This is a genomic window from Actinomyces bowdenii, assembly GCF_017592395.1.
Lineage (GTDB): Bacteria > Actinomycetota > Actinomycetes > Actinomycetales > Actinomycetaceae > Actinomyces > Actinomyces bowdenii.
Window position 1 is genome coordinate 23,395 of the sequence record NZ_JAGFOU010000025.1, and the last position, 26,924, is coordinate 50,318.

Sequence of the window (26,924 nt, forward strand, 5' to 3'; positions counted from 1 at the left end):
ACACATGCAGACCATCTCCGCACCGCTGCCGATCCTGACCATCATGGCCCTCGTCCCCCTGGCCGGGGCCCTGGTGCTGTGGGCGCTCCCGCCGCTGCGCGCCCGGGCCCGCGCCCTGGGCCTGGCCGTGTCCGCCGCCACCCTGGGGCTGGGCCTGTGGGCCGCCGCCCACTTCGATACCGCCCAGGCCTCCACCGTCCAGCTGGCCGAGCAGCGGCCCTGGATCCCGGCCTTCGGCATCCACTGGGCGCTGGGCGTGGACGCCCTGGGCCTGGCCATGCTGCTGCTGGCCGCCTTCCTGGTGCCCCTCGTCCTGCTGGCCTCCTGGCAGGAGGTGCCCGATGAGCGCCAGCGCGAGTTCACCGCGCTGGTCCTGGCCCTGGAGGCCTTCATCGTGGTCATCTTCGCCGCCCGGGACGTCTTCCTGTTCTACATCTGCTTCGAGGCCATGCTCGTGCCCGTCTACCTCCTCATCGGGCGCTTCGGGGGGCCCCAGCGCCGGCGCGCCGCCACGAAGTTCCTCCTGTACTCCCTGGCGGGCGGGCTCATCATGCTCATCGGCGTGGTCTGCCTGCCCCTGTACGGGCCCGCCGACCACCACTCCTTCCTCATCGCGGACCTGGCCGGGCGGATCCAGGCCCCCACCGGGGTCTCCCGCTGGCTCTTCGCCAGCTTCTTCCTGGCCTTCGCCATCAAGGCCCCCATGGTGCCGGTGCACACCTGGCTGCCCGACACCGCCGAGCAGGCCACCCCCGGCACCTCCGTGCTGCTCATCGGCGTGCTGGACAAGATCGGCACCTACGGCATGATCGCGCTGGTCCTGCCCCTGTTCCCCGAGGCCTCGGCCTGGGCGGCCCCGGTCATCATCGTCCTGGCGGCCGCGTCCATCATCTACGGGGGCCTGGCCGCCATCGCCCAGGACAACCTCTACCGGCTCATCTCCTACACCTCGGTCAGCCACTTCGGCTTCATGGTGCTGGGCATCTTCATCGGCAGCCAGGTGGCCGCCAACGGCGCCATGGTCTACATGGTGGCCCATGGCCTGTCCATCGCCGGCCTCTACCTGGTGGCCGGCTTCCTGGCCCGGCGCACCGGGACGGTGAGCATCAAGGAGCTCGGCGGCCTGGCCCGGGTCATGCCCGTGGCCGCCGGGACCTTCCTGGTGTGCGCCCTGGCCTCCATCGCCCTGCCGGGACTGTCCGGCTTCGTCCCGGAGTGGATGGTGCTCACCGGCACCTTCTCCCGCTCACTGGTGCTGGGCCTGGTGGCCCTCATCGGCGTCGTGCTCGCCGCCGTCTACATGATGCTGCCCTATCAGCGGGTCTTCACCGGGGCGCCCGCGAAGGAGCGCACCGGCGCCACCGATCTGGGGGCCCGCGAGAAGCTCGTCCTGGTGCCCCTCATCGCAGCCATGCTGGTCATGGGCCTGGCGCCGGCCCCGCTGACCGACGCCCTCGACGGCCTCGCCGAGCAGGTCTCCACCACCGTCAGCCGCGCCCCCCAGGGCGCCGCCGCCGCTGGAGCCCCCGTCACGGAAGGGATCCTCAAGTGAGCTTCACCGCGCCGATCATCAATTGGGCAGCCCTGGCCCCGGCCCTCCTCGTCCTGGGCGGGGGCGTGCTGGGCGTGCTCGTGGAGGCCTTCGCCCCCCGCGCCTCGCGCCACACCGCCCAGGTGGTCCTGGGCCTGGCCTCCATCCTGGCGGCAGGCGTGGCCCTGGCCCAGCGCTGGGAGGTCGTGCCCGCCGGCGGGTGGGCGCCCATGACCCAGGGCCTCAACGAGGACCCCTTCGCCGTGGCCACCCAGGGCGTGCTGCTCCTCATCGGGTTCCTGGCCCTGCTGGTCATGGCCGACCGCACCTCCCTGGGCGACGGCGCCTTCGCCGCCCAGGCCGCCGACCGGCCCGGCAGCGCCGAGGAGGCCGAGTCCCTCCACGCCGGGTGGACCACCACCGAGGTCTTCCCCCTGGCGCTGCTGTCCCTGGGCGGCATGATGCTCTTCGGTGCGGCCAGCGACCTCATCACCCTGTTCGTCGTCCTCGAGCTGGTCTCCCTGCCCCTGTACATCATGGCCGCCACCGCGCGCCACCGCCGCCTGCTCAGCCAGGAGGCGGCCGTGAAGTACTTCGTCCTGGGCGCCTTCGCCTCGGCCCTCATGCTCATGGGCGCGGCCCTCCTCTACGGCCTGAGCGGCGCGGTGGACTATGCCACGATCGGCCAGGCCCTGACCGCGGGCGCTCAGCCGGGCGCCGACTACCTGGCCCTGTGCGCGGTGGCCATGGTGACCATCGGGCTGCTGTTCAAGATCGCCGCCGTGCCCTTCCACGCCTGGAGCCCGGATGTCTACCAGGGCGCCCCCACGCCGGTGACCGGCTTCATGGCCGCCGGGGTCAAGGCGGCCGCCTTCTTCGCCCTGGTGCGCTTCCACTACGTCCTGGCCGGGCTGCTGGGCTGGGACCTGGCCCCCTTCCTGTGGACCGTGGCCATCGCCACCATGGTGGTGGGCACCGTGGTGGGCCTGGTCCAGCACGACGTCAAGCGCATGCTCGCCTACTCCGCCATCGCCCACGCGGGCTTCATGCTCATCGGCATCATCGCCTACAACTCGGCGGCCATCTCCGCCCTGGTGCTCTACGCCCTGACCTACGGGGTGGCCACCGTGGGGGCCTTCGGCCTCATCAGCCTGGTGCGCTCCAGCCAGGGGGGCGCCGTCGGCGGGGAGCGCAGCGACCTGGAGGCTTTCAAGGGCCTGGCGCGGCGCAGCCCCTGGGCGGCGGGCGCGATGACGGTCTTCCTGCTGTCCTTCGCGGGCATCCCCCTGACGGCGGGATTCACCGCCAAGTTCCAGCTCTTCGTGGCCGGCGCCCAGGGCGGGGCCGCCTGGCTGGTGATCCTGGCGGTGCTGTGCTCGGCGGCCACGGCCTTCTTCTACATGCGCCTCATCGTGCTCATGCACTTCCACGAGCCCGAGGAGGAGGTCGGAGGGGCCACCGCGGTGGTCGCCAGCCGCGGCCTCATCACGGTGGCGGTCGCGGTGGCGGTGGCGGCCACGATCGCGCTGGGCGTGCTGCCGCAGGCGGTCATCGAGCTGCTCGCCCGGGCCGCTATGCTCCTGCCGTGATCGGATCCCTGTCGTTGAGCAACCCGCAGCTCGAGAGCCGCATCTCGGGCGCCCTCGAGGCCGTCGAGGCGCGTCTGCTGGATGTGGTCACGCGCGCCGATGAGACGATCAACCCGCCCACCTCGCATCTGGCCAAGGCCGGCGGCAAGCGGCTGCGCCCGACGCTGGCGCTCCTGACCGCCCAGCTGGGCGACCCCGCCCTGGCCACGGGGGAGGGGGTGCGCGACGCCTGCGTGGCCGTCGAGCTCACCCACATCGCCACCCTCTACCACGACGACGTCATGGATGAGGCGCCGCTGCGCCGGGGCGCCCCCAGCGCCCACGCCGTGTGGGGCAACTCCGCGGCGATCCTCACCGGGGATGTGCTGGTGGCCCGCGCCTCCCAGCTGGTGGCGGCCCTGGGGCCCGAGGCGGTCCTGGCGCAGGCCACGACCTTCGAGCGCCTGTGCATGGGCCAGCTCCACGAGACCCTGCCGCGCCCCGCGGGCACCGACCCGGTGGCGCACTACATCCAGGTCCTGGCCGATAAGACCGGCTCGCTCATCGCGGTGGCGGCCCGCTACGGGGCCATGCTCACCGGTGCGGGGCGGGGCGTGGAGAGGATCGTGGAGGACTTCGCCGAGCGGATCGGGGTGGCCTTCCAGCTGGCCGACGACGTCATCGACCTGGCGGGGGACAGCGCCACCACCGGCAAGACCCCGGGCACGGACCTGCGCGAGGGTGTGGACACCATGCCGGTGCTGCTGCTGCGCCAGGCCCTGGCCGCGGGCGAGCTCGACGCCGCCGGGCAGTCGATCCTCTCGGCACTGTCCTCCTCCGACCTGCGCGATGATGATGCCCTGGCCCAGGTGGTGGCCCAGCTGCGCGAGCACCCGGTGCTGGCCCGCACCCGCGAGATGGCGGCCGACTGGGCCCGCCAGGCCATCGCCGCCCTCGACGGGTTGGAGGAGGCCGTGCTGGAGGGCACCCGCGAGCGCCTGGCCGCGCAGGGTGCGCACGGTCCTGAGGCCGAGGCCGCCGTGGCCGAGGCCCGGGAGCGCACCGCCGAAGTGCGCGCGGGCATGGAGGACTTCGCCCACCTCCTGGTGGACCGCGCCGCCTGAGCCGCCCCGGCCCTCGCTGCACATCTTCGGGCCCGGATCTGCCTGCCGGCCCTGACTTTTCCGCAGGATTCTGTCAGCCATGGAGGTCGGGCGGGGTTGAAGATGTGCAGCGGGGGAGGTGCTGCACATCTTCAGGCCCGGCGGGCCGGCCCCGGGACGGGAGAACCGCGGAATCATGCGGATCAACCGGGTGGTCGATTGTTGAAGATGTGCAACACCGCTGGGGTGATGGCGAGGCTCTCGGCGGCGGCCCCGATGCGGGCCCGTGCCGGCGGCCAGGGCGCGCCCACTGGAGGCCCCAGGTGCGCCGGCAGAGCCCGTCAGAGCAGCCGGAGTCCCAGAATGCGAGTCCGGGGTGCAGAATGCGATGGCACCGCAGTCGCATTCTGCACCCCGGACTCGCATAGTGCGGACCGAGTGAGCAGGGCCGGCGGCTCGCGGCCGGCCCTGCGCGGTACCCGCCGCTGAGCGCTAGCCGCTCAGTGCTGGTGGGTGTGCTTGGCGAAGGCCACCTCGTTGGGGGCCACACCGACCTCGGCCTTCGTGACCTCCCCGCTGGTGAGATCCACCTTGTGGACGGTCTTGGTGGCCGGCTCGGTCACCCAGGCCGTGTCCCCCTCGATCTGCAGCGCCGGGTGGGCCTCCTGCCACTTCTCCGGGGCGCTCCAGGCGCCGATGACCGGGATCGAGTCCGTCACGGACCGGCTCGACACATCCACCTTGTGCAGGGCGCCGTCGGTGCCCAGAACCCAGGCGTTGTCCTGGCCGTCACGGCGCACCCCGCGCCAGGTGTACTCCACGCCCTGGGGCAGGTCGATCACCTCGAAGGAGGCGGACTGGGAGTCCAGGATGCCCAGGCGGCTCAGGGACAGCTTCTCGGAGTCGGGGTCCTCCTTGTAGTCGGTGACCGCCACCGGGCTGGAATCGGTGACGTAGGCATTGCCCACGCGCCCCCCGCCGGCATCCGGGCTCGCGATCTTGGTGAAGGCGCCGTCCTTGTACAGCAGCACGCCGTCCTCGCAGCCGAGCACGACCGCCTCGCCCTTGAGGGCGCCCTCGCCGTGCACCCCGGGGCACTCCTCGCTGCGGGCCGTCTCCTTGCCCGAGGCGTCCTGGGCCAGCGCCCCCACCCGGGTCTCCTCGTCACCCAGGGTGCGCAGCACCGTGCCATCGGAGAGTCTGATGGCCACCCCGTGGTGGGCCTTGTCGGAGGCGATCTCCTCCGAGGCCGGCAGGGAGGCGACGGTCTCGGCGGCCGAGTGGCCCAGGGAATCGGTCTTGACCACGGTGATCTTCCCGGTGCCGTCGTCGAACAGCACCGTCCAGTCCCCGTGGGGCGTGACATGGCCGGCCTTGGTGGCGGGGAAGACCAGGTCGGTCAGCGCCGCCTCGCCGCCGCCGGCCCCCGTGCTCAGCACCTGGAAGCCCGCCTCGGTGGTCACCAGCACGTGCTCGTTGTCGCCGAAGGCGTTGAGGCGCAGGAACCCCTCCAGGGGGAAGTCGGCGACCTCCTCCAGGCTGGAGGCGTCCAGGACCTTCACCCCGCCGTCGTAGGCGAGGACGAAGCGGTCGGAGCCGTGGCCCTCCCCGCTGTGGTCGTCGTGATCATGCGCCGGGGCGCTGGAGGCCGCCCCCGTGGCGGCCCGGGTGGCCGCCTGCGAGGCACCGTCCCCGGCGTGGGGGGCGCTCGACCCGCAGGCCCCCAGGGCCAGGGCGCCGCTGCAGGCCATGGCCAGGAGGGCCGCCGCCCGTGAGCGGGATCGGCGTGCCGCTGCGGCAGGCCTGAGTGGGGTGATCGTCATGAGTGTTCCTTTCTCTGTGCATCGTGTCCGCCGCCCTGGGGCGCTGGGACCGGTGGCCGGTGCGCGGCGCCCGACGGCGGAGCGCGGGTCAGTCTTGGGGGGAGCGGAGCCGCCGGCCAGGGGCTGGACTGGCGGGAGGCGGTGGACGGCGTGGGCGTGCGAGGGCCGTGGCGGCCGGTGTCAGGCGCCCACCATCTGGAAGGTCAAGAGCCCGGGGGCGGGGATCGTGCGCTCCACCCCCGCCTGGGCCCGCGGGTCGATCTCCAGGATCTCCTCGCCTGAGGCGGCGGGAAGATAGGCGCGGTCGGCGGTGGCGTGGATGCCGCTGCGCGCCACCAGATCGGGGGAGGCCAGAGGATCGGTGACGGCCTCCTGAGCGCCGTCGGCCCACACGTGGATGCGGCCCTGGTCATCGACGCCCACCACGCGGTCATGGTTGTCGCCCAGGGCGCAGACGGCCACCAGTGGGGATGATCCCGTGCCGGGCCCGGCCGCATCGGCCTGGGGGCCGGACCAGCTGCGCTCGCGGATGCTGAGCGACCACCAGCCGCCGTGGGAGTCCAGGGCCGCTACCTTCGGGCGCCCTGGGCGAGCGCCGAAGGACACCAGGCTCGTGCCCTGCGGCGCCGTCTCGGGCAGGGCCACCCACTCCAGGACCGGGGTCTGGGCCTGGGGATCGGGCAGGGAGGCCACCACCGCGCCGCCCTCGCAGCCCAGGGCCGTCCCCGCCCGGGTGGAGATGCCGCCGGAGGGCCGGGGGCAGGGCAGGGGGTCGCCGACGGCGGCACCCTGCTGGTCCAGGAGGAGCGCCTGGCCCTGGCGGACCGCGACCACATGGGAGCCCAGCGGGGCGGCGTAGCTGCCCGGATCGACCTCGGCGGTCATCACGGGGGAGACCCGCCCCTGCTCCAGGGCCCGGCGATCCAGGAGCGTCATCGTCCCATTCGAGGTGACGGCGGTGTACTGGGCGCTGCTGGCGATGGTGGGCGGGGCCTCACCGGCGCCGACGGCCTCGGGGGCCCCGCTCCCGGACCCCGCCGGTGCCGCGAGGGAGCCCAGGGCCGTGGCGGGGGCGCGGTAGTAGTGCTGGTGGTCCCCGTGGTCCTGGGTCCACACCCCCGAGTCCACCAGGCTCGGCGGTGCGCCTGCGCCGCCCAGGGCCAGGAGCCTGCGGTCGGTGGCGGCGGTCCTGGCCCCCTCGGCCCTGGCCAGCGGCGTGACGGACAGGTCCTCCACGCTGATGAGGCCCAGCTCGCCGGCGGTGCTCAGCACGGCCAGGGAGGTGGGGGCCTCCTCCAGCTCCTCGGCCCCCTCGACATGGCCGTGGCCGCCGCCCTCCTGACTGCTGTCCGTGCCGGGGGAGGGGGACCCTGCCTGGGCGGTCCGCGCCGTCTGGCCCTCCCCGGTGGCCGAGGGGGCCGAGGCGGGGGTGCCGCCGCACGCCGTCAGTGCCAGGGGCAGGAGGGCGCAGGCGGCCAGGCGGGCGCGGAGGCGATCGGCGAGGAGGGGCACGCCACTACATTAATGAATACCGTTATCGTTATGTGCTGAGGATGAGGAATGAGACCGACCTCACCCCCTGGCGGGGCGGTGGGCTGCCGGTCGTGCGCGCAGGGGCCTGGGCGGGACGGCGGTGCACAACCGTGATAATCGTGACCCCTTCGCTATCCTCGGGCGTTCCCGCTGGGCTTCGATCCTTCGGTGGTAACGGTTGAGCCGCTGTTGCGGCAATGGCCATGAAGCGGGGCGAAGGCCAGGTTTATTCTGTCGGAACCCGTGTGCCGCCTGCCCTGCCCCGGGGCCGGGACGCATGGGTCGTCGTCGGCCCGGTGCTCATCCCCGGTCCTGCTCGACCGCACCTTGAACCACCGTCCCGTGATGCGCGCTGTCCTCTCAGGCGCGAATGAAGGAGTAGAGATGAAGCAACGAGGAGCATGGCGAGGCTGGGCCCGCTCCGTGACTGCGGCGGCATGCGCCGGCGCCCTGTTCTTGGGTTTGGGGGCCGGTGCCTCAGCCTCCCCGCTGCCGGAGGCGGGGCCGACTCCGGCAGCGGCTCCGGCCCTCGATGAGGACTTCGATGAGGGCCTCGATCCAGTCCTGGACGGGCCTGGGTCCCCGGTCGAGACCCCGGAGCCGGTCCCGGTCGAGACCCCGACTCCGGAGCCGGCCCCGGTCCCCGATCCGGACCCGGACGCCAACGCCCTGCCCGGGAACGGGGACCTGACTCCGGAGCCGGAACCTCCGGCCCCGGCCCCGGTCACCGATCCGGACCCGGACACCCAGGCCCTGCCCGGGAACGGGGACCTGACTCCGGAGCCGGAACCTCCGGCCCCGGCCCCGGTCACCGATCCGGCCCCGGCCTCGGAGCCGGTCCCGGCCCCGGACGAGACTGCGGCCCCGGCTCCGGTCCCGGCCCCGGACGAGACTGCGGCCCCGGCTCCGGTCCCGGCCCCGGACGAGACTGCGGCCCCGGCTCCGGTCCCGGCTCCGGACGAGACTGCGGCCCCGGCTCCGGTCCCGGCTCCGGACGAGACTGCGGCCCCGGCTCCGGTCCCGGCTCCGGACGAGACTGCGGCCCCGGTCCCGGACCCCGCCTCCGATGCGACGCCTCAGCCTTCGGCCGATCCCACCTCCGAGCCGACGCAGGAGCCCACGGCTGAGCTCTCGGCCTCGCAGGAGCCCTCGGCCGTGCCCTCCCCGGGCGCTGGCGGCCCGGGCACCCAGGTGCCCTCGGCCGCCGGGCAGCCCAGCACGGGGCCCTCGGCCCCCACCACGGTCCCGGTGGCCACCGGCTCCCCGCTGGCCACCACCGGAACCGCGGTCCTGGGCACGGCACTGGTCGCGGGCCTGGCCCTCATCGCCGGAGCGGCCCTGCTCAGGGCACGGCGCTGCCGGGGATGATGCGACCCGGATGACGGCTCGGCCGTGCATGCCCGTGGGGCGGGATCGAGTTCTCGATCCCGCCCCACGGGACCCTCCGGGGCCGGATGCCGGGCGGAGCGCCCGGCCGGGCCCGGATGCCGTCGGGCGGTGCCGCGGCGCCCGACGCGAGGCCGCGTGACGCGCCTCAAAGGGGGAGCGTCCTCTTCGGGCTGGGCTGGCGGCGGCGGAATCCCTAGACTGACCCCGGCCCATCGCGGAGGCCGGAATCGGTGCATCGGCACCGGTCGCGCGCGGGGCCGTCGTGCTCCACACCACCTGCCAGGAACGAGGACCAGTGAACACCCGCCCGCTCTCCGTCGCCGTCATCGGCGCCGGCCCCGCCGGAATCTATGCCGCAGACATCCTGTCCAAGTCCGGCCTGGACGTGAGCATCGACCTGTTCGAGCGCCTGCCCGCCCCCTACGGCCTCGTGCGCTACGGGGTGGCCCCCGACCACCCGCGCATCAAGCAGATCATCGTCGCCCTGTACAAGATCCTCCAGCGCGGCGACATCCGCCTGGTCGGCAATGTCGAGGTGGGCCGCGACATCACCGTGGCCGAGCTCCAGGAGCGCTACGACGCCCTGGTCTTCTCCACCGGCGCCGACACCGACGCCCCCCTGGACATCCCCGGTGCCGACGCGCCCGAGTGCCACGGCGGCGCCGACTTCGTCTCCTGGTACGACGGGCACCCCGACCACCCGCGCACCTGGGACCTCAGCGCCAAGGAGGTGGCCGTCATCGGGGTGGGCAACGTGGCCCTGGACATCGCCCGGGTCCTGGCCAAGCATCCCGCCGACCTCATGACCACCGAGATCCCCGCCAACGTCGCCCGGGCCCTGGAGGCCTCCCCAGTCACCGACGTCCACGTCTTCGGCCGCCGCGGCCCGGCCCAGGTCAAGTTCACCCCCCTGGAGCTGCGCGAGCTGGGCAAGCAGCCCGACGTCGACGTCATCGTCCACGAGGAGGACTTCGAGTACGACGAGGGCTCCCAGGCCGCGCTGGCCGCCTCCAACCAGCAGCGCCAGGTGGTCAAGGCCCTGGAGGGCTACGCCATGCAGGAGCCCGAGGACCTGACCGCCTCCCACCGCATCCACATCCACCTGTTCGCCGCCCCCGCCGAGGTCCTCACCGACGCCGAGGGCCACGTCACCGGCCTGCGCACCGAGCGCACCCGCCTGACCGGGGACGGCACTGTCACCGGCACGGGGGAGATGCGCGACTGGCCGGTCCAGGCCGTCTACCGCGCCGTGGGCTACGCGGGCAGCCCGATCCCCGGCCTGCCCTTCGATGAGGACGGCCACGTCCTGCCCAACGAGGGCGGGCGCGTGCTGGGGCGGGACGGCGAGCCCCTGGTCGGCATCTACGCCACCGGCTGGATCCGCCGGGGCCCCGTCGGCCTCATCGGCTCCACCAAGTCCGACGCCCAGGAGACCATCACCAACCTGGTCGCCGATGCCGAGGCGGGACTGCTGCGCGCCAGCGGCGAGGACTCCCAGGTCGGCCACGACGCCGCCATGGCGCTGCTGACCGAGCGGGGCGTGCCCTTCACCACCTGGCAGGGCTGGGAGCTCCTGGACGCCTACGAGCGCGAGCTCGGCCAGGACCATGGGCCGGTGGAGGTCTCCAGCGGCGAGGCCAAGGACCGCGAGCGGGTCAAGGTGGTCTCCCGCGAGGCCATGACCGCCATCTCCCGCTCCACCTCCGTGCCCGAGGACCTCATCGGCCAGCCCGAGGCCGACCGCGTGCCCGAGCGCGTGGCCCACCGCCTCCAGGGCTGAGCCGCAGGCACCGCCACGGGGCCCGCCGTAGAATGGCAGGCCTGTCCGGTGGCCGCAGGCCGCGGCCACCGCTCTTCCGCAACCCCTCAGAGAGGCACCTCATGAGAATCGGCGTTCCCACCGAGATCAAGGACAACGAGTTCCGCGTCGCCCTGACGCCTGCCGGCGTGGACGCCCTGGTCCGGCGCGGGCATGAGGTGAGTATCCAGGCCGGCGCGGGCCTGGGCAGCGCTATCGGTGACGAGGCCTACCGCAGTGCCGGGGCGGTGCTCGTGGATGATCCGCGTGAGCTGTGGGAGGGCTCCGAGCTCATCCTCAAGGTCAAGGAGCCCGTCGCCTCGGAGTACGGGCTCCTGCGCCCGGGGCTGACCCTGTTCACCTTCCTCCACCTGGCCGCCGACCGGTCCCTGACCGAGGAGCTCTTGGCCCGGGGAGTGACCTCCATCGCCTACGAGACCGTCCAGGACGACGAGGGCGGCCTGCCCCTGCTGGCGCCCATGTCGGAGATCGCCGGGAGCCTGGCCGCCCAGGTCGGGGCCGACTGCCTCATGAGGCCCCGCGGCGGCTCCGGGGTGCTCCTGGGCGGGGCGCCCGGGGTGCGGCGCGGGCGCGTCGTCGTCCTGGGCGGGGGCGTCGCGGGACTGCGGGCGGCCCAGGTGGCCGTCGGCATGGGGGCCGACGTCACCGTCTTCGACATCGACCCCTCGCGCATGCGCTACATCGAGGAGGTCTCCGGCGGCGCCATCCGCACCCGGTACTCCACACCCCTGGATGTGGCCGAGGAGACCGCCGGGGCCGACCTGGTCATCGGCGCCGTCCTGGTGCCCGGGGCCCGGGCCCCGCGCCTGGTGACCCACGAGATGGTGCAGGCCATGCGCCCGGGCAGCGCCCTGGTGGACATCGCCATCGATCAGGGCGGCTGCTTCGAGGACTCCCGCCCCACCACCCACACCGACCCCACCTACGAGGTCGAGGGCACCACCTTCTACTGCGTGGCCAACATGCCCGGCGCCGTGCCCCACACCTCCACCTACGCCCTGACCAACGCCACTCTTCCCTATGCGCTGGAGCTGGCCGACTCCGGCTGGAGGCGGGCCTGCACCCGCCGCCGGGACCTGGCCCGCGGCCTGAGCACGCATGAGGGGGCCCTCTACACCCCGGGCGTGGGCGAGGAGCTGGGGATCGAGACCGCTGAGGTCGCCGATCTGCTCTGAGGGGCTGTCGCACGCGCGGCCGGCCTGCGCCGGTGGGGCTCTTCGCGCCCCATGATGTCCAGATCCCTGACAAAGGGCCGGGGAGCACCTGTCAGGCCGGATGAGGATCCGCATGATTCCGCGGTTCCTGCTCGCCGTTGAGCGGCGCGGGCACTCCTTTGTCAGGGATCTGGACACATGGCCTCGGGGTGGATGCGGTCAACCCCCTCTCCCAAGAAGTGTCCGGGTCGTGCCCGGTCCTGTTGATAGGATCAGCCCATGACTGGGACGAATCATCACAACGGGCTCAAGACGGCCATCCTCATGGGAGGGCTGTGGAGCCTGCTCCTGCTCCTCGGCTGGCTGCTGGCCCGGGGGACGGGCTCCAGCATCTGGCTGTTCGTCATGCCGCTCATCGGCGTGGCCCAGACCGCCTACACCTACTGGAACTCCGACAAGCTGGCGGTGCGCTCCATGGGCGCCATCGAGGTCAGCCAGGCCCAGCAGCCCGCCATGCACGCCATCGTGCGCGAGCTCTCCGAGCGCGCCGGCCAGCCCATGCCCCGCCTCTACGTGGCCCCCACGATGAGCCCCAACGCCTTCGCCACCGGCCGCGACCCCCAGCACGCCGCCGTGTGCTGCACCCAGGGGATCCTCCAGCTGCTCAACGAGCGCGAGCTGCGCGGGGTGCTGGGCCACGAGCTCTCCCACGTCTACAACCGCGACATCCTCACCGGCTCGGTGGCCGCAGGGATCGCCGGCGTCATCTCCTCGGTGTCCATGATCGCCCTGTGGTTCGGAGGCGGGCGGGACCGGCGCGAGGGCAACCCCATCGCCGTCCTCCTCCTGGCCCTCCTGGCGCCCCTGGCGGCCTCCCTCACCCAGTTCGCCATCTCGCGGACCCGTGAGTACGACGCCGACGAGGACGGCGCCACCCTCACCCAGGACCCCCTGGCGCTGGCCAGTGCGCTGAGCAAGCTGGAGTCCGGGGTCTCCCGGGTCCCCATGGCCCAGGACCCGAGGGTCGAGCCGGTCTCGGCCATGATGATCGCCAACCCCTTCGGCTCGATGCGCAACCTCTTCGCCACCCACCCGCCCATGAGCCAGCGCATCGCTCGCCTGGAGAGGATGGCCGGGTACTGATGCCGGCGGTGTCCGGTGCGTCCGCATATCCCCGTGACCAACCCCGCTGCGCCGCTCGATGACGGTCAGGCGCGAGGCGGCCCGCTCCGCCCGTGCCTCGTCGTCATCGGTGGCCTGCCCGGCGTCGGCAAGACCACGGTGTGCCGGGAGGTCCTGGGCCTGCGGCCCATGACCTGGCTGCGGATTGACTCCATCGAGCAGGCCCTGCGCGAGAGCGGCGAGATGCGTCCCGGTACGCCCGGCGGCGCCGGGTACGCCGCGGCCGCAGCGGTGTCCCGAGATGTTCTGGCCACTGGCGGGGATGTGCTGGCCGAATGCGTCAACCCCATGCCTCTTACCCGGCGCCTGTGGGAGGCGACTGCTGGTGACCTCGGGTGCGCCTTCCTCGGCGTTGAGCTGGTCTGCTCAGATGCGGGTGAGCACCGCCGCCGTGTGGAGGGGCGCGCCAGCGACATCAAGGGACTGGTGCTGCCCGATTGGCGGGAGGTCCGCACCCGCGACTATGAGCCCTGGCCCGAGGCGGGCCTGAGGCTGGACACCGCGCGCCTGCCCCCCGCGGGCGCTGCGGGTCGCATCATTCGCGCCTTGTCGACCCTGCTCGGGGCAGGGCCGTGAGCGCGATGGCGCCGCCTGGTGCGCTCGGAGGAGGGAACGCGGACCTGGGCGGGCGGATCCGGGCCGCGGCGCAGGCCGGTGAACTGCGCGGCGTCCCCGTCGGTCGGGCCCGGGTGGAGGCGCTCGGCCGGGGGGAGAGCTACGCCGCCTGGCTGGTGCGCAGCGGGGGCCGGGCGCGGGTGGTGCGCGTGCAGCGGCGCGCCACCGCCGACATGCCCCGGCCCATGGCCGCCGAGTTCGCGGCGCTCGAGCGCATCCCGCCCGAGCTCGGCACCAGCGCCATCGCCATGGAGCCGGGCCCCGACAACCCCCTGGGCGCCCCCTACATGGTCACCAGCTACGTGCCCGGGGCGGTGCTCGCGCCGCAGGAGTGGGGGCCGCCCCTGCTCGCGGCGCTCGCCGGTCAGCTCGCCCGGCTCCACCTCGCCCTGGCCGAGCCTGCGGGCGGGCAGACCGGCGGGACGGCCGGTGAAACGGGTGTGGGAGGGAGCGCTGCGCCGTCGTCGGGGGCCGCACGTGACGGGATCGCGGTGGCCGTGGTTCCGACGACGGTGGCCCCTGCCAGCGCGCAGGGGGAGGAGGTGCTGGCCTGGTGGCGGGGGAGTGCCCCGTGGACCCTGGAGCACCCCCTGGTGGCCCCGCTGCTGGGGGCCTGGCGCGAGGCGCTGGCGCGCCGCGATCCGGCCTTCCGGGAGACTCCCATCCACCCACTCATTCATGGCGACGTGGTGCGCACCAACGTCGTGGTCCGCGAGGGCGTGCCGCGGCTCATCGACTTCGAATGGGCGGAGCCCGGGGACGTGGCCAAGGACCTGGCGCTCATCGGAGGGCGGGTCAGTGGCGGGCCGTGGTACGTGCCCATGGGGCGCCAGGATGTTCAGGCGCTGGTGGAGGAGTATGTGCGCGTCATGGCGGCCCAGGCGCCCCGGATGGGGTGCCGGGCGTCCGGGGCGGGGGGAGGGGTGGGCCCGGTGCGGTGGAGTCCGGGGCATGCCTCGGTCACGGACCCTTCCCGGCTCCTGGTCCGGCGCGGGGCCTATGAGCTCATCGACAGGATGGGCAACCTGCTGTACTGCCTCAGCCGAGGCCGGGAGCCGCGCGACGGGGAGGCGCGCGAGACGGGCGTGCCCGGGCAGGCCCCGTGCCAGAGTGCCGCTCAGGCGGAGCCCGCGCGTGAGGAGGCCGCGCGCTACGCCCGATGGGCGGCGCAGATCGCCACGGGCATGGCGGCGGCCCTCTCAGGGTCGCGCGGGCCCTGATGAGGCGCCGCAGGCCTGGCAGCGGTGCTGTGGCGGCCGCGGCTTCACAGGGTGGGCGGCGACCAGGCGAGCTGGATGACGCGCACCGCGTCCCTGGTGATGAGTCGCGCCCGTCCGGGAGGCCCAGGGGTGGGCTTCTGCCGTCCCAGCAGTGGTCCCTCGTCCGGATTCCCCGGAAGCATGATCCCTGGGCTGGACATATCATTGAGGGTCTGCATGATGGGCTCATACAGTGCCCGTGAGGCGCCACCAATGCGTCTGGTGACGATGAGATGAAGACCGATGTCCTGCGCTTGGGCAAGCAGTGGCTGCAAAGCCGACAAGGGGTTGGATGTCTGGGTTGCGACCAGATCATAGTCGTCGACCAGCACATAGATCTCCGGGCCGTTCCACCAGCTCCGATTCCGCAGTTGCTCGGGAGTCACCTCCGGGCCTGGAAGCCTGCCCCGGAGGTATCCGGCCAGATCATTGATCTCGGATGCCGCCATGTCCCGTACGGTGAGATACGCCAGGAGGAACTCCTCGGGCAACTCTCCGAGCAGTGAGCGGCGCAAGTCGATGGCGAGCAGCCTGACATCCTCAGGGGTCCTCCCGCGGCACACCTCGTGGGCGAGAGCGCGCAGGAATGATGACTTCCCGGTCTTCGCGTCACCAAGGACAATAAGGCTGGGGTCGTTGACCATATCGAGGAGCACCGGCTCAAGACGCGCCTCATCGATGCCGATGACCGGACCGGAGGGCTGGGGCTCCAGGCGCTGCAACTCGGAGAGCTCGATCCTGGTGGGAAGGAGCCGCAGCTTGGGCCCTGGCTCTCCCCTCCATGCTTTCGCGATGGCCTGGCATGCCGTATTCGCTCCCTGAGCCAGTGACGCGTGGTCGTGGTTTCCATCAATCCGGGGCTGGGCGATGAGCATGTGCCTGGCATGATGATCGAGCCCGCGCCCGGGCTTGCCAGTGGGGACCTGCTGCGCCGCCTTCCGATTGATCGAGGAGTCAATGGGGTCTCCGAGGCGCAGCTCGATCCTCGTGGTCAGGATATCGCGGATCTGGGTGCGCAGGTCGAGCCACCGGTTCGATGACAGCACGAAGTGCACGCCAAGTGCCAGTGCGCGCGGGGCCACGGCCTGTATGCTTGCCGTGATGTCCTCGAAATCAGATTTAAGGCTGGACCAGCCGTCAATGATGAGGAAGATGTCACCGTACCCGTCATCGAGCCGGCCTGCCGCGCGCTCGCGGCGGTAGGTCTGAATGGAATCGACTCTGTTGATTCGGAAGTAGCGCTCCCGGTCGTCCAGAAGTGCTGTGATCTCCGCGACGATGCGGGTGATGATGTCAGGTTCGTCCCGCGTGGCCAGACCTGCGAGGTGCGGAAGATCGAGGAGTGTGGAGAAGGTTCCACCGCCCAGGTCGATGACGTAGAACTGGACTTCCGTAGGCGTGCGGGTGAGCGCGAGCCCCATCACCAGCGATCTCAGTGCTGTGGACTTGCCCGATAGCGGCCCGCCGATGACAGCCACATGGCCGCCGGCGCCGGACAGGTCGACGCTGAAGATCTCCCTGCGCTGCTCCAGGGGGATGTCCGTGATTCCCAGGGGAACCACCAGATCCCCTCGTGCCCGCCATGAGGGGGAGATCAATCCCAGGCTCGGATCGACAACCAGGTCCTTCGCTAGAGAGTCGAAGGTCTCGCTCACATCGAGTGGTGGCAGCCAGATCTGGTGCGCCGGTGTGCCCCTGCCGGACATCTGTGCGACCGCGATGTCCAGGGTCGTCCTGTCGTCCTGCGCCTGCTCCGGGGCGGGCGGGGGGAGCTCCAAGGCGGGCGGCGGAGGCGGGGGAGGCTCCAGAGCGGGCGTCGATGCATCGATCACCTCTGATCCGGTGAATGGAAGCACGATGGGAGCGGAGTGTGCGAGGCGCGGATCGGCTGGCGGCAGCTCGTTCGTGGCGCTGGTGGGGCGTGCAGGAGGCTTCCCTGCAACGTAGGAGGCCCGGAACTGCGTCATCCCCTCCGTGCTGCTCTTGAGATAGCCGACGCCTGGAAGGGAGGGCAGATGATATGCGTCCACTGTGCCGAGAACAGTGCGCGACTCGCTTGCAGAGAAGGTCCTCAGACCGATTCGATAGGACAGGTGGGAGTCCAGTCCGCGCAGGCGCCCCTCATCCAGGCGCTGCGATGAGAGGAGGAGATGGATCTGCATCGAGCGTCCGAGGCGCCCGATGGCGACGAATGTGTCGATGAACTCCGGCCTGGCGGCGAGAAGCTCTGAGAACTCGTCCAGGATGATGAAGAGCGCGGGAAGCGGGGTGCCGTTGTGCTTGCCCTGACGGCGGTCATGCTCATAGTCGGCGACGTTGGCGTAGTTCCCCGCGTTGCGCAGGAGCTGCTGACGGCGAGTCATCTCTCCGCGCAGCGCCTCCGCCATTCGATCGACCAGCCCGAGCTCCTCCTCCAGATTGGAGATCATGGCGGAGACATGGGGCAGATCCGCCATTCCCGCGAAGGTCGCTCCTCCCTTGAAATCCACGAGGACGAAATTGAGCTGGTCTGGCGGGTGTGTGAGGGCCAGGGCAAGCACGAGCGTGCGGAGGACTTCGGACTTCCCCGACCCCGTGGCCCCGATGAGCAGGCCGTGAGGCCCCATCCCTCCCTCAGCCGACTCCTTGATGTCCAAGCGCACTGGAACGCCTTCAGGGGTGACCGCAAAGGGGACATTGAGACGATCCCTCCCGCTGCGCATCCCCCAGTAGTCCTCTGGATTCAGATCGCGAACATCCCCCATGTTCAGGAGTCTCAACAAGTCCTCGGAGCGCTTCGGGTCTGGGACTCCCACCGGGGCGGCGACAACCTGCTCACCCGAGGCTCGGTATCGGCCCATGAGGCGCCGAGCAACAGCCTCCGCTGTGGGTAGGCTCATGGAATCGGCCTGAAGGCGCAACGGATCCTTGCCCGCAGAGGTGAGGGTCATCGCCACGGTGCCGGCCTCGTTGTGAGGAGGACTCAGCTCGAGATGGATGCACCGCTGGGAGCTCGCAGTCTGAGGTGGTGGCTCCTGGAGGCTGATCACTGTCAATCCCCCGGCGCCGGAGGGCTCCACCAGCCCGGCGGCCTGGTGGGCAACGCCGTCGAGGAGCAGGAGGACATGGGGCCCTCCTGGAGAGTCGTCCGGCCTGAGGCCGGCCCTGGCCAGCAATGACTGGGGCAGCGCCCCCGCCAGGTGCTCCAGAGACGTGGCGATGAGGCGGCGGGGGCCGACGGCGTCGGTGGCGGTATCAGACCAGGAGTGAGGCGCCCACTTGACCCACTCCCATTGGGGGAGCCTCTGCTCTGATGCCAGGACGACCAGGCGCAGCATGCTGGGCGGAGTGAGGGAGAGCAGGTGTGCCACCATGGCGCGCGCTTGTGCGCTGACCTCCGATGGAGGACCGGAGATGGTGATGTGAGACACATCGGAGAGGGATATGGCGAAGGGCACACTGTCGACCTCGGTGTGGGTGGTGGCGAAGCGGTGCATCGCCGAGAGGCAGACGGGATCGGGCTTGGCCAGGGGCCCCAGCTGCTCCTCCTGCAGGGCAACGTCCAGAGGCTGTGTGGTGCGCCCGAGGCGCACCCGCAGCGATGAGTCCTGACCCGGGCCCCGCTCCCACACCCGGGTGCCCTCCTGGGCCAGGTAGGGCAGCGCCTCGGGCTCGGGCAGCCGGAGAACGGCGTCGTGGCGCTGCCGGGCGCCCGCCTCGCGGACCGTCGTGCGCAGCTCGGAGATGTAGGCCAGGTACTCACGTCGCTGGTTCGTGACGTTGGCCCGATGCTGGCGCAGCTGCCGGGAGATGTTGACCACCACCATGGACAGCATCGCGATCACCATGGCGCCGCAGGTCAGGAGCATCCGGGTGCTGTTGTTGTTGGACACCGCCATGAACACCATCACTCCCATGGAGCCCATCAGCGGCAGCATCATCGACAGCACCCCGGTGGCGTCCTGGGGGGTGACGGCATCCGGGGGCGCCTTGACCTCGATCGTCTCAGCCGGCTGCTCACGGGCCTCCAGCAAGGTGGCGTGCGAGTCGTTCATCAGAGTCGGGCTGCCTTCCGCTCATGGTCCGCGGGTCGAGGCGGCTAGGAGTACTGGACTGCTCAACTAGAGCGATCCGGCCCTGGCCGGCTGGTAACCATATAGTATTCATCTCGGCGACCTTGACCACCGTGCCCGCCGGTAGCCCAGTCCCGATCATGTTGGAGTGTGGAACCTGGATGAACGCGACCAGCACCCGCATCACCCTCGTGTACCGGGATCGCAGGCTCGATGTGGCGGCTCCCTCGGGTCTGGCGGTGGCAGAGCTGCTCGCGCACCGGGACCTCGGCGAGAGCAGCGGCCGCGAGGTTCTCACGACCATTGATGGGGAGCTCGTCGACGGCGATGCTGTCGTGGGGAAGGAGGTCGCCGAGGGGGCGCTGCTCATGGTCGCTCCCCAGGATGTGCGCGTGCGCGCGGCTCTTGAAGCCGGCCCTCGTAGGCAGCCGGCGCTCCGATCCTCTGCTGGTGAGGCCGCGACGATCCTGCTCGCCCTGCTGCTCCTCACCCTCGGAGGACTGCGGCCCCTGCTCGGCCTGCCGCAGGCGCTGCCGCTGCCTGTGCGCGTTGGCGGTGCCGTCCTCGTGCTCCTCCTCCTTGGTGCCGCAGCGCTCAAGCCGTTGCGTGCAGCCTCGGTGGCGAGGGAGTCCTTGCTGTCCCTCTCGCGCCCGCTCCTTGGCGGTGCCTTCGCTGTCCTGCTGATTCCTGAGCATGGCCCGGATCTTGAGACATGGGTTGCCCTGGCTGCAGCCTGGGGGTGCGGCGGAGCGGCTCTCCTGCTGTGGGTCCTGCGCAAGGGTGTGGGGGAGGTCAGCGCCGCGTGGGCGTGGGTGTTGTTCGCAGCCCTGCTGACCATCGTGGTGATCTTCACACTTCCATGGTCGGCGGTGCTGCCTGTGGTGATGGGCGTGGCTGGCGTGGGGGGTCTGCTGGTGTCGCGGTTGTCTGTGAGAGTGCCTGATCATCAGCTTCTCGATCTGACTCGTCTCGGCTCTTTGGGGAAATCCATCAGGTATCCTGACCCGATCGCCATGGAAGACATATCGAGTGACGACGTGAATCGTTCTGTGCGCGATGTCGAGGTTGCCTCGTTGGCCTGGGAGATTGTCTTTGGCGCTGCAATCCTGTTGGCGTCCCATGCTGTGGTTGATGTTGGAGTGAGTGGGGCCTCCGCCTCGTGGGGAGGGAATGCGGGGGCTTGGGCCGCCAGGGTTGAATTCGTGTGTGTCGTAGCGCTTCTGGTGCTGCGCCCGCGCACCGCCCATTCCCGGCTCCTCCGGACCATTCCCAGGGCGTTCGCGCTTGCCGTTGTGGTATGGGCGGTGACGAAGGTCTGGGGGACTGCTGGGGTGGAGCTCGGGGTTCCCAGAGATGCGGTGGTCATCGTGATGTTCGTTATTGGATCCGGATTAGTGGCTAGAGGAGTGATCCTGCCGGCATCGCCATCTGCGCTATGGGGTAGGATCGGTGATATTGCGCAAGTTCTTGCAACTCTTCTCACCCTCCCTGCGGCGGTTGTTGCTGCGGGGCTGATCGACACGATGAGGCAATGGTGAAACTGTATCCCTATCGTTCTGAGGATGCCCGGGGAGTTCGTTCCGCCTCTAGTGGCCTGAGGTGGCGGCCTGTCACTCAGGGCGAGGCGGTCGTTGCCTGCGTGGTTGATTTTCTGGTGCTCCTCGGAGTTGCGCTTGCTGTGGGGCTGGTCAGGGAGGGAGCTCTGTGGTGGATACTGACTCTTGAGATCGCGGTCGCGCAGGGCTTGTTCTTGGCTCGGACAGGTAGAACCATAGGTTTATGGCTGATCTCAGCGACTGCGGTGGTGCCTCGCAGGGGAACAGCGCCCGGTATTTATAGGGCTAGCGGCAGGATTGTTCTCCATCTTCTTCTTCCAATAAGAACGAAGAAGGGCCCGGGTGGCCGCGGGAGCGAATTTGGTGACCTTCTTCTTGACCGTGTGACGGGTACGCTGACGCTGACGCAGCGATCATCTCCTGAGATGAAGAAGAAGGAGAATCCCTGGTTGGCCGCTGCTGGAGGCTCGCAGGGTCGGCCCGTTATTCCAGGTCGCGCGGCCAGGTGAATGAACTCGGTGAAGAGGTTGGAGAACTGCCCCCGGAAGCGCTACCAGCGCTTCCGGGGGCAGTTGAGAATGCTGCTGTCGAGGGGATTTCTGGCTATATGCAGCCCAAAAACACCTGATCACGCACCGAAGTAGCCGGCAGCCTGCCGGTCGGTGCTGCTATAGGTGTCTGACGACGTCGACACGTGAGTGCCCAGCTTCCCGATCAGCGCGTGCATATCGGTGAGAGCCGCCTGGCACTCGGCCATGGAGATCGTGTACTGCTGCTGAGCGCTACCGCTCCAATCGGATTGGGTGGGGCGCAGTTCCGCATCCATCGCCTCCAGATCTGCGGCGGACGCAGAGGACGCCTGCGTCATGGCTGCTGACAGTGAGGCGAGTGAGCCATAGTTGACTAGCATGTCGCTCATGTGTGCTCCTCAGTAATTGCGAATTGAATGCCGGTGCGAGATCAGGAGGGGAGACCGTGGTAGCCGCCTGTGCTGCTGCCAATGCTCTGAGCCGCGGCCGCCGTCTCCTCCTCTGTGGCCTGGTAGGACTTGTCGGTGCTGCCCAGGCCGTCCTCGAGGACTCCCAGGGCCTGATCGATACGGCGAGAATCCTGCATCCACTGAGCCACCACTTGGGCTACCGCGGCAGCGCCCTGCCCCTTCCAGCCGGGCTGGGAATCAGTAGCCGCAGCCTGAACACGCTGAGCGATCGCGCGCTGCTGGGCGCGATGGGCGGACACGACCTGACGTGCTCGGGCTAGTGTATCGGCCCCTGTTGCGAGTGTGTCGGTCATCAGATCTCCCCTCTCGGAGTGACGGTTCGAAGTGAACGGTGCTGCTGGAGCGCCGCGGACCCAGGCCACTCGCCCAGCTTCAGGCGGGGTAGGTGATCTCGGCCCGTTCACTGTGGTGGGTGTGACGGTACCCTCACCCTAGTGCATAGTCCAGCACTTCAGCAGGGGTTCTTGTGATCGGTTCGTGATCGGGGGCGGGAAGCGACCGGCGTCATGGTGCGGGGCAGGTCCTTAGACGTGACCCGTCCTGTGACCTAGGATGAGACAGCGCCCGGGCGGGCCCTGACGCCCCGGCGCTGCCGTCTACCCCGCACAGGAGGTTGCTTTGCCTACACGGCCGCCTGCTCCCGGCAGTTCCCCGTTCGTGCCTGTGACTGTCGTGCATGAGGGCGTGGCGCTTGACGTGACCCTGCCCTCCGGTCTGCCTGTGGTTGAGATCCTCCCTGTCCTGGCTGAACGCTTGGGCGGCCTCGGGCCCGACGCCTTGGCCTATGGCTTGTGCCTCGCAAGGAGTGCCGGTGCTCCGCTCGACCCCTCCCGATCGTTGGAGGGGCAGCAGGTGACGGCAGGGACGATGCTCACATTGGAGCAGCGCCTCATGGACACCGAGCCGCGCTATGACGATCTGGTGGAGGCTGTAGCCGTGGCGGTCTCACAGCAGCAGACGGCTTGGCAGCCGCGCGACGCGGCATCAATGTCTATAGCCGCCACGTGCGTGCTGTTCATCACTGGCGGTTTCATGCTCATGCAGCTGAATCCGTCGGATTGGTTCGTCCCGCTGTCTGCGGGGATTGCTACTGCCATCCTGTGCCTGGCCACATATGCGATTGCTCAGGCGAAGGTCAAAGGGGCATGGGCCGTCGCCATCACCGCGGGAGTCCTTTCCGGGATGACGTTCTACGCGGGCGCGCAGGGGGCTCCCATGGGGTGGAGGCTGGTAATGACAGGTGCCGGTGCTGCTGCGGCATTATGCGTGTGCGGCCCGGCGCTGGGGGAGGCCCGACCAATGATCGGCGGCCCCTTGCTCGTCTGCTTGGCATTGGTCGGTACTGCATGTGGAAGCGCGCTTCTTGGCTATTCGCTGCCGAGTGTGGCGGCCATTGTCTGTGCGCTTGCGGCGAGCGTCTCGCTGCTGGCGCCCTGGGTATCGCTGGCTTCGGTTCCCATGGTGATCAGTCTTCCAGAGCAGCCGATGGGCTATCATCGCGCCGAAAGCGATTATCGCGATTCCCCTTCGCTCACAGCGCGGGTCATGAGCATGCAGGGCCTGGTGCTATCGGTGCGGGTGGCGTGTTCCGTGATTGTTCTGGCTTGCACGCCTATCCTCGCCTCGTCCGGTGCGGATGGAGTGATACTGGTGGCCGTTATTGCCGCCGCTGGAATGCTGGGCACTCGTGCGGTGCGCTCGAAAGCAGACGTGGCGGCTGGCGTCGTGGGCGGGATGCTCATCCTTGCTGCACTTGTCCTGGTTGTCACCGTCCATTATCCTGAATTCATCACGATCGTGGTAGTCGTTTCTGGAGTGATCGGCTTGACGATTCTAGTGCTTAACGTCCTGGGTCCTAGTTATCGCCCCAGACTTGCTCGGGCCGCAGATGCGCTGGAGATTATTGCCATCGCATCGATTGGGCCGCTGACAGCCCTTGTGGTAGGGGTGCTTTAGCGGGATGGCTGCTGGTGCAGATCGTCAAATCTGGGTCTAGTCAGGGAGTGGCGATCGTGGATCGTTGCATGCGCTTCAGCCCCCATTATTCCTTTTGATCACAGGGGAGTTCATCAGATGGCGTCCAACAAAGATATCCTCAATGCACAGCAGTTCAATCGGCGAAGGCTTGTCACCGCCTTCTCCTCTGGTGCCCCAGGAGGTCGTGAAGTCGAGCCCAAGGGGACGTTCGCCCCACTCATTGCCGGGTCTGTCATTGCATTGGTCATGCTGCTGATCCCGTTGGTCGTCAGTAGATTCGATCCCACATTGCCGGATGGATGGCAGAACAATACTCTGGTGGTTGTGGAAGGCCAGGGGAGCAGGTACATCACGATCAACGGCCGACTGCGGCCGGTATATAATTTGGCGAGCGCTCGGCTCCTCGTGGAACCTGGCTCATTCCGGCAGATCACGGTGGGCGCCGATGAGCTTGACGGCATTGAACGCGGTTCGAGGGTCGGGTTGGATGATGCGCCAGAGGAGCTTCCGGCGCCCAGCGCGCTCGATTCCCACCACTGGTCTGCATGTACTTCTCTGGCGGGCGCAACCTCGGCGTACATTGCGACGACGCCGGAGGGGATGACGCAACTGGGGCACGCCCTGGTCTCGGTTGATGGCGTCAAGTATGTGATCGCAGACGGTGTCAGTCATGAGATTCCATATGAAGCTGAGAGCGCAGTGCTGCTCGCACTGGGAATAGATACGGAGTCTGCGATCGCTGCTGATGCGGCATGGCTCAATCTCTTCTCCCAGGGGTCGCGAATCGAGCCGTTCTCCCTTCCAGACGCGGGTGCGCCAGTATCTACGCTGTCCTCATCCATGCGCGACCCGGTGGCGGGTGATCTTCTTGAAGTCGGTGATGCGTCGGGTGGGAAGCGGTACTATATCGTTCAATCCGATGGGAGTGTGGCGAGGCTTGGAGAGGTTGCTCTGGCTATGTACCAACTTGGAAATCCCGGAGTGGACACCCAGCAGGTAGACGCCGCGGATCTCAGTGCTGCGACGACTGGAGTATCGCCAGAACCTTCGGATTGGCCGAGCGATCTGGGGGTCGGGGCGCTGGATGATCAGAGTGTCTGTGGCGTTATGGAGGTGGATCAGGGTGAGGTGGTCCCCACTATCGGTGCAGTGAATCAGATTGCCGAGGGTGGTGTCACTGTTCGTGGCGGATCAGGGGCACTTGTCAAGGCGACGTCCGGCGGTACGGAAGGGGAGGTCTTTCTGGTGACCGATGCTGGGCGGGCCTGGGCGCTGGGCGGGGATGTGGACGATACACTGCAGCGCTTGGGGTATGCCTCGGAGAACATCAGTGAAGTGCCCTCGCCTTGGCTGGCCCTCGTGCCGACGGGGCCCGAGTTATCGCAGGAGGCGGTTTGGAAGGATGTGGCGGATCGGTGATTGGTCGTCGATTGGCGGGTTGGGCGGTGTCGATCGGCTTGCTCATGTCATTGACGCTGTACTGTGTCGGTGCGACGGCAACCGCTGGTGTGCTGACTCCTCGGCCTATTCCATCGGTCCGGCCTCCTGCTCCGGCTCCCACTCAGTCTGAGGCTCCTCCGTCTCCTTCCTCTGAGGAGCCCACTGAGACGCCGACGGCAGAAGAATCGCCACGGGAGCAGGAATCGTCTCCGGAACCATCAACTATGCCGGCTCCGGAGCCTGTTCGTACTGCGCCGCCTGCGATCAACCCGGAGGTTGCTGATTGCCAGCAGGGGCAAGGTGCGTCCGTCGAGGAGGATCCACCTGTCTTCAAACAGTTGGGCATGGATAAGGCCTGGTCTTTCTCGGCAGGTGATGAGGTGGTGGTGGCAGTTGTTGATTCGGGGGTTGATGCCTCGAATCCCCACCTCACTGATGCGATCATTCCTGGTGCCGATCTGCTCGGCGGAGGCGATGGCACTATTGACGAGGACGGGCATGGGACTGCCGTTGCTGGAATGATCGCTGCCAGACAGGTGGATGGATCGAAGCTTGTTGGCATCGCGAAGAATGCCAAGATCATGCCTATTCGCGTGTATGCGGGGGTCTCCGAGCAGATCATAAGTGAGGGGAGGGGGCCGATCGCTGAGAGAACCGCCAGAGGGATCCGATGGGCTGCTGAGAATGGCGCCAAGGTGATCGTTGTTGCTCATTCCCAGGTGGAGAATAACCCTGATCTGGAGTTAGCGGTGAAGGATGCTGCCGGATTGGGGGCTCTTGTGGTCGCAGGCGTGGGAACTCCGCGAGAAGACGCGTACACCGTCTCTCCAGAGGAGCGAAGTGCATCCCCTACTGTGAAGCAGGCCGGGGAGGATAGTGGTCAGCCGAGGTATCCTGCCGGTTACGCTGAAGTTCTTGGTGTGACTGCTCTGGAGTCTGGCGGCACGGTCTCAGAAAAGGTCAATCACGGCCCTCATGTGGACCTGGCAATACCTGCTCAGGGAATTCCTGCAGCCTTCTTTGATGAAGGGGATTGCCTGGTCTCAAGAGATTCTCCATCTCCGTCAATGGCTGCCGGGTATGGTGCTGGTATCGCGACGCTCATCGTGGCAACATACCCGAACGAATCTCCGGCTGAATGGAAGTATCGGATGACGGTGACGGCTCTTCGGCCGCTTCCGGCTGAGTCCAGTCCGCAGATGGGGTGGGGCGTCATCGCTCCTTATGCTGCCCTCAATTTCGTTAATGATGGGACAGCGCTGGGGCCGGAGAATCCCAAAGGGGCGGTTGCGGTGTCAACTCCTTCGATGATTGCCGCGGTTCCAGCGACAGCGGATCCTGGTGTGGAAAGACGGGCTCGTGTTGCCACGCTGTTCGGTGCGGCGGGTGGGGTTGCCCTGGCATTGGCCCTCCTAGGGGCGAGGATCCGACTTGCTGTCCTGAGGCGCAGTTGACTTGACGTGAGACTATCTTCGAGATCCGTGACTAGATGGGTGGGGTAGCTAACGTTTCTTGGGCCTAATCGGGTGTCGTGGGTGTGGTCCAGCCTGGTGGGGGTGAGGGTGTGGGGTTGGTGGGTTCGTGGGGGCTCCAGGTCTCGTGGTCGTGGTGTCGTCTGCCGATGCCGCGTAGGTGGGTGGGGATGTTCTCGGTTCCGGTGGGCCAGTCCTGGTAGATGGTGCCGGGGTGGCAGCCGGTGGTGATGACGACGGTGGTGTATCCGGGGGCGGCGGCGTCGAACCAGATCCTGGCTCCGTCGGAGGCGCGCACGAAGACGCTGATGTTCTCCTTCATGCTGGCAAAGCCGTGGGGCTCGGCTACCTGGCCGATGATGGTGTTGGCCTGCTCGAAGGTGATGTCTCCTGGTGCGGTGGCTAGGCGGTATTCCTCGTTGGCGCCTTCTCCGGTGGGGCTGCAGATCAG

Annotated in this window: 18 protein-coding genes and 1 pseudogene; 13 read left to right on the plus strand and 6 right to left on the minus strand. The window is 69.0% G+C overall.

Translation table 11 applies throughout. The features are described 5' to 3' along the window. Positions 1-4: 4 nt before the first annotated feature. From J5X07_RS10605 to J5X07_RS10615, 3 genes are read left to right on the plus strand one after another with little or no spacing between them, the layout of a single operon-like run. Positions 5-1,552: an NADH-quinone oxidoreductase subunit M gene (locus J5X07_RS10605; protein WP_124933533.1), complete on the plus strand. Its 1,548-nt coding sequence runs from the start codon at positions 5-7 to the stop codon at positions 1,550-1,552. Continuing rightward, the gene (nuoN, locus tag J5X07_RS10610) at positions 1,549-3,120 is read left to right on the plus strand and encodes an NADH-quinone oxidoreductase subunit NuoN (RefSeq protein WP_208479783.1); all 1,572 of its coding nucleotides are present in this window, start codon (positions 1,549-1,551) and stop codon (positions 3,118-3,120) included. Before J5X07_RS10605 ends, nuoN begins: the two co-directional genes overlap by 4 nt. Continuing rightward, on the plus strand, positions 3,117-4,223 hold the full coding sequence (locus tag J5X07_RS10615; RefSeq protein ID WP_124933531.1) for a polyprenyl synthetase family protein: 1,107 nt from the start codon (positions 3,117-3,119) through the stop codon (positions 4,221-4,223). Before nuoN ends, J5X07_RS10615 begins: the two co-directional genes overlap by 4 nt. A 479-nt stretch (positions 4,224-4,702) precedes the next feature. Here the strand turns inward: J5X07_RS10615 and J5X07_RS10620 are convergent, their stop codons facing one another. Continuing rightward, complete coding sequence (locus J5X07_RS10620; protein ID WP_208479784.1) at positions 4,703-6,025, minus strand: hypothetical protein; 1,323 nt, start codon at positions 6,023-6,025, stop codon at positions 4,703-4,705. Positions 6,026-6,205: 180 nt separating this feature from the next. Beyond that, a complete protein-coding gene (locus J5X07_RS10625; protein WP_208479785.1) occupies positions 6,206-7,537 on the minus strand; it encodes a hypothetical protein in 1,332 nt (443 codons plus the stop codon). A 1,176-nt stretch (positions 7,538-8,713) separates the two neighbouring features. On the opposite strand from J5X07_RS10625, the gene J5X07_RS10630 reads away from it, so the two are divergent. The 6 genes from J5X07_RS10630 to J5X07_RS10655 all read left to right on the plus strand — a co-directional run bounded on the left by J5X07_RS10630 (position 8,714) and on the right by J5X07_RS10655 (position 14,937). Next, a complete protein-coding gene (locus J5X07_RS10630; protein ID WP_208479786.1) occupies positions 8,714-8,926 on the plus strand; it encodes a hypothetical protein in 213 nt (70 codons plus the stop codon). A gap of 316 nt (positions 8,927-9,242) precedes the next feature. Then, positions 9,243-10,727 carry an FAD-dependent oxidoreductase gene (locus J5X07_RS10635; RefSeq protein WP_208479787.1) on the plus strand — a complete coding sequence of 495 codons (1,485 nt, stop codon included), beginning with the start codon at positions 9,243-9,245 and terminating at the stop codon, positions 10,725-10,727. A 101-nt stretch (positions 10,728-10,828) separates the two neighbouring features. Beyond that, positions 10,829-11,941, plus strand: a complete 1,113-nt coding sequence (ald, locus tag J5X07_RS10640; protein WP_124934814.1) for an alanine dehydrogenase — start codon at positions 10,829-10,831, stop codon at positions 11,939-11,941. A 258-nt stretch (positions 11,942-12,199) separates the two neighbouring features. Next, positions 12,200-13,063 carry a zinc metalloprotease HtpX gene (gene htpX, locus J5X07_RS10645; RefSeq protein ID WP_208479788.1) on the plus strand — a complete coding sequence of 288 codons (864 nt, stop codon included), beginning with the start codon at positions 12,200-12,202 and terminating at the stop codon, positions 13,061-13,063. A gap of 105 nt (positions 13,064-13,168) precedes the next feature. Next, entirely contained in the window at positions 13,169-13,678 is a 510-nt protein-coding gene (locus J5X07_RS10650; protein ID WP_223912802.1) for a P-loop nucleotide/nucleoside kinase family protein, read from the plus strand. 5 nt (positions 13,679-13,683) lie between these two features. Further along, on the plus strand, positions 13,684-14,937 hold the full coding sequence (locus J5X07_RS10655) for a phosphotransferase (RefSeq protein WP_208479793.1): 1,254 nt from the start codon (positions 13,684-13,686) through the stop codon (positions 14,935-14,937). A gap of 44 nt (positions 14,938-14,981) precedes the next feature. On the opposite strand, the gene eccCa is transcribed toward J5X07_RS10655, so the two are convergent. After that, a complete protein-coding gene (gene eccCa / locus J5X07_RS10660) occupies positions 14,982-19,010 on the minus strand; it encodes a type VII secretion protein EccCa (RefSeq protein ID WP_124934816.1) in 4,029 nt (1,342 codons plus the stop codon). 179 nt (positions 19,011-19,189) lie between these two features. Between eccCa and J5X07_RS10665 the strand changes: the two genes are divergently transcribed. Beyond that, positions 19,190-20,566 (plus strand): hypothetical protein, encoded by a 1,377-nt coding sequence (locus tag J5X07_RS10665; protein WP_208479789.1) that lies wholly within the window; start codon positions 19,190-19,192, stop codon positions 20,564-20,566. A gap of 646 nt (positions 20,567-21,212) precedes the next feature. On the opposite strand, the gene J5X07_RS10670 is transcribed toward J5X07_RS10665, so the two are convergent. Together J5X07_RS10670 and J5X07_RS10675 are read right to left on the minus strand one after the other, a co-directional pair. Next, positions 21,213-21,503, minus strand: a complete 291-nt coding sequence (locus tag J5X07_RS10670) for a WXG100 family type VII secretion target (RefSeq protein ID WP_124934818.1) — start codon at positions 21,501-21,503, stop codon at positions 21,213-21,215. 41 nt (positions 21,504-21,544) lie between these two features. Next, positions 21,545-21,877: a WXG100 family type VII secretion target gene (locus tag J5X07_RS10675; protein ID WP_124934819.1), complete on the minus strand. Its 333-nt coding sequence runs from the start codon at positions 21,875-21,877 to the stop codon at positions 21,545-21,547. A gap of 370 nt (positions 21,878-22,247) precedes the next feature. Here J5X07_RS10675 and J5X07_RS10680 point away from each other — a divergent pair, with 370 nt between their 5' ends. From J5X07_RS10680 to J5X07_RS10690, 3 genes are all read left to right on the plus strand, one after another. After that, positions 22,248-23,540: an EsaB/YukD family protein gene (locus J5X07_RS10680; protein ID WP_280527815.1), complete on the plus strand. Its 1,293-nt coding sequence runs from the start codon at positions 22,248-22,250 to the stop codon at positions 23,538-23,540. A gap of 117 nt (positions 23,541-23,657) precedes the next feature. Continuing rightward, a complete protein-coding gene (eccB, locus tag J5X07_RS10685; protein WP_124934821.1) occupies positions 23,658-24,980 on the plus strand; it encodes a type VII secretion protein EccB in 1,323 nt (440 codons plus the stop codon). A 365-nt stretch (positions 24,981-25,345) separates the two neighbouring features. Then, positions 25,346-26,455 carry a S8 family serine peptidase gene (locus J5X07_RS10690; protein ID WP_208479790.1) on the plus strand — a complete coding sequence of 370 codons (1,110 nt, stop codon included), beginning with the start codon at positions 25,346-25,348 and terminating at the stop codon, positions 26,453-26,455. A 64-nt stretch (positions 26,456-26,519) separates the two neighbouring features. Here the strand turns inward: J5X07_RS10690 and J5X07_RS10695 are convergent. Then, positions 26,520-26,924, minus strand: a pseudogene (locus J5X07_RS10695) (hypothetical protein); the annotation flags it as partial.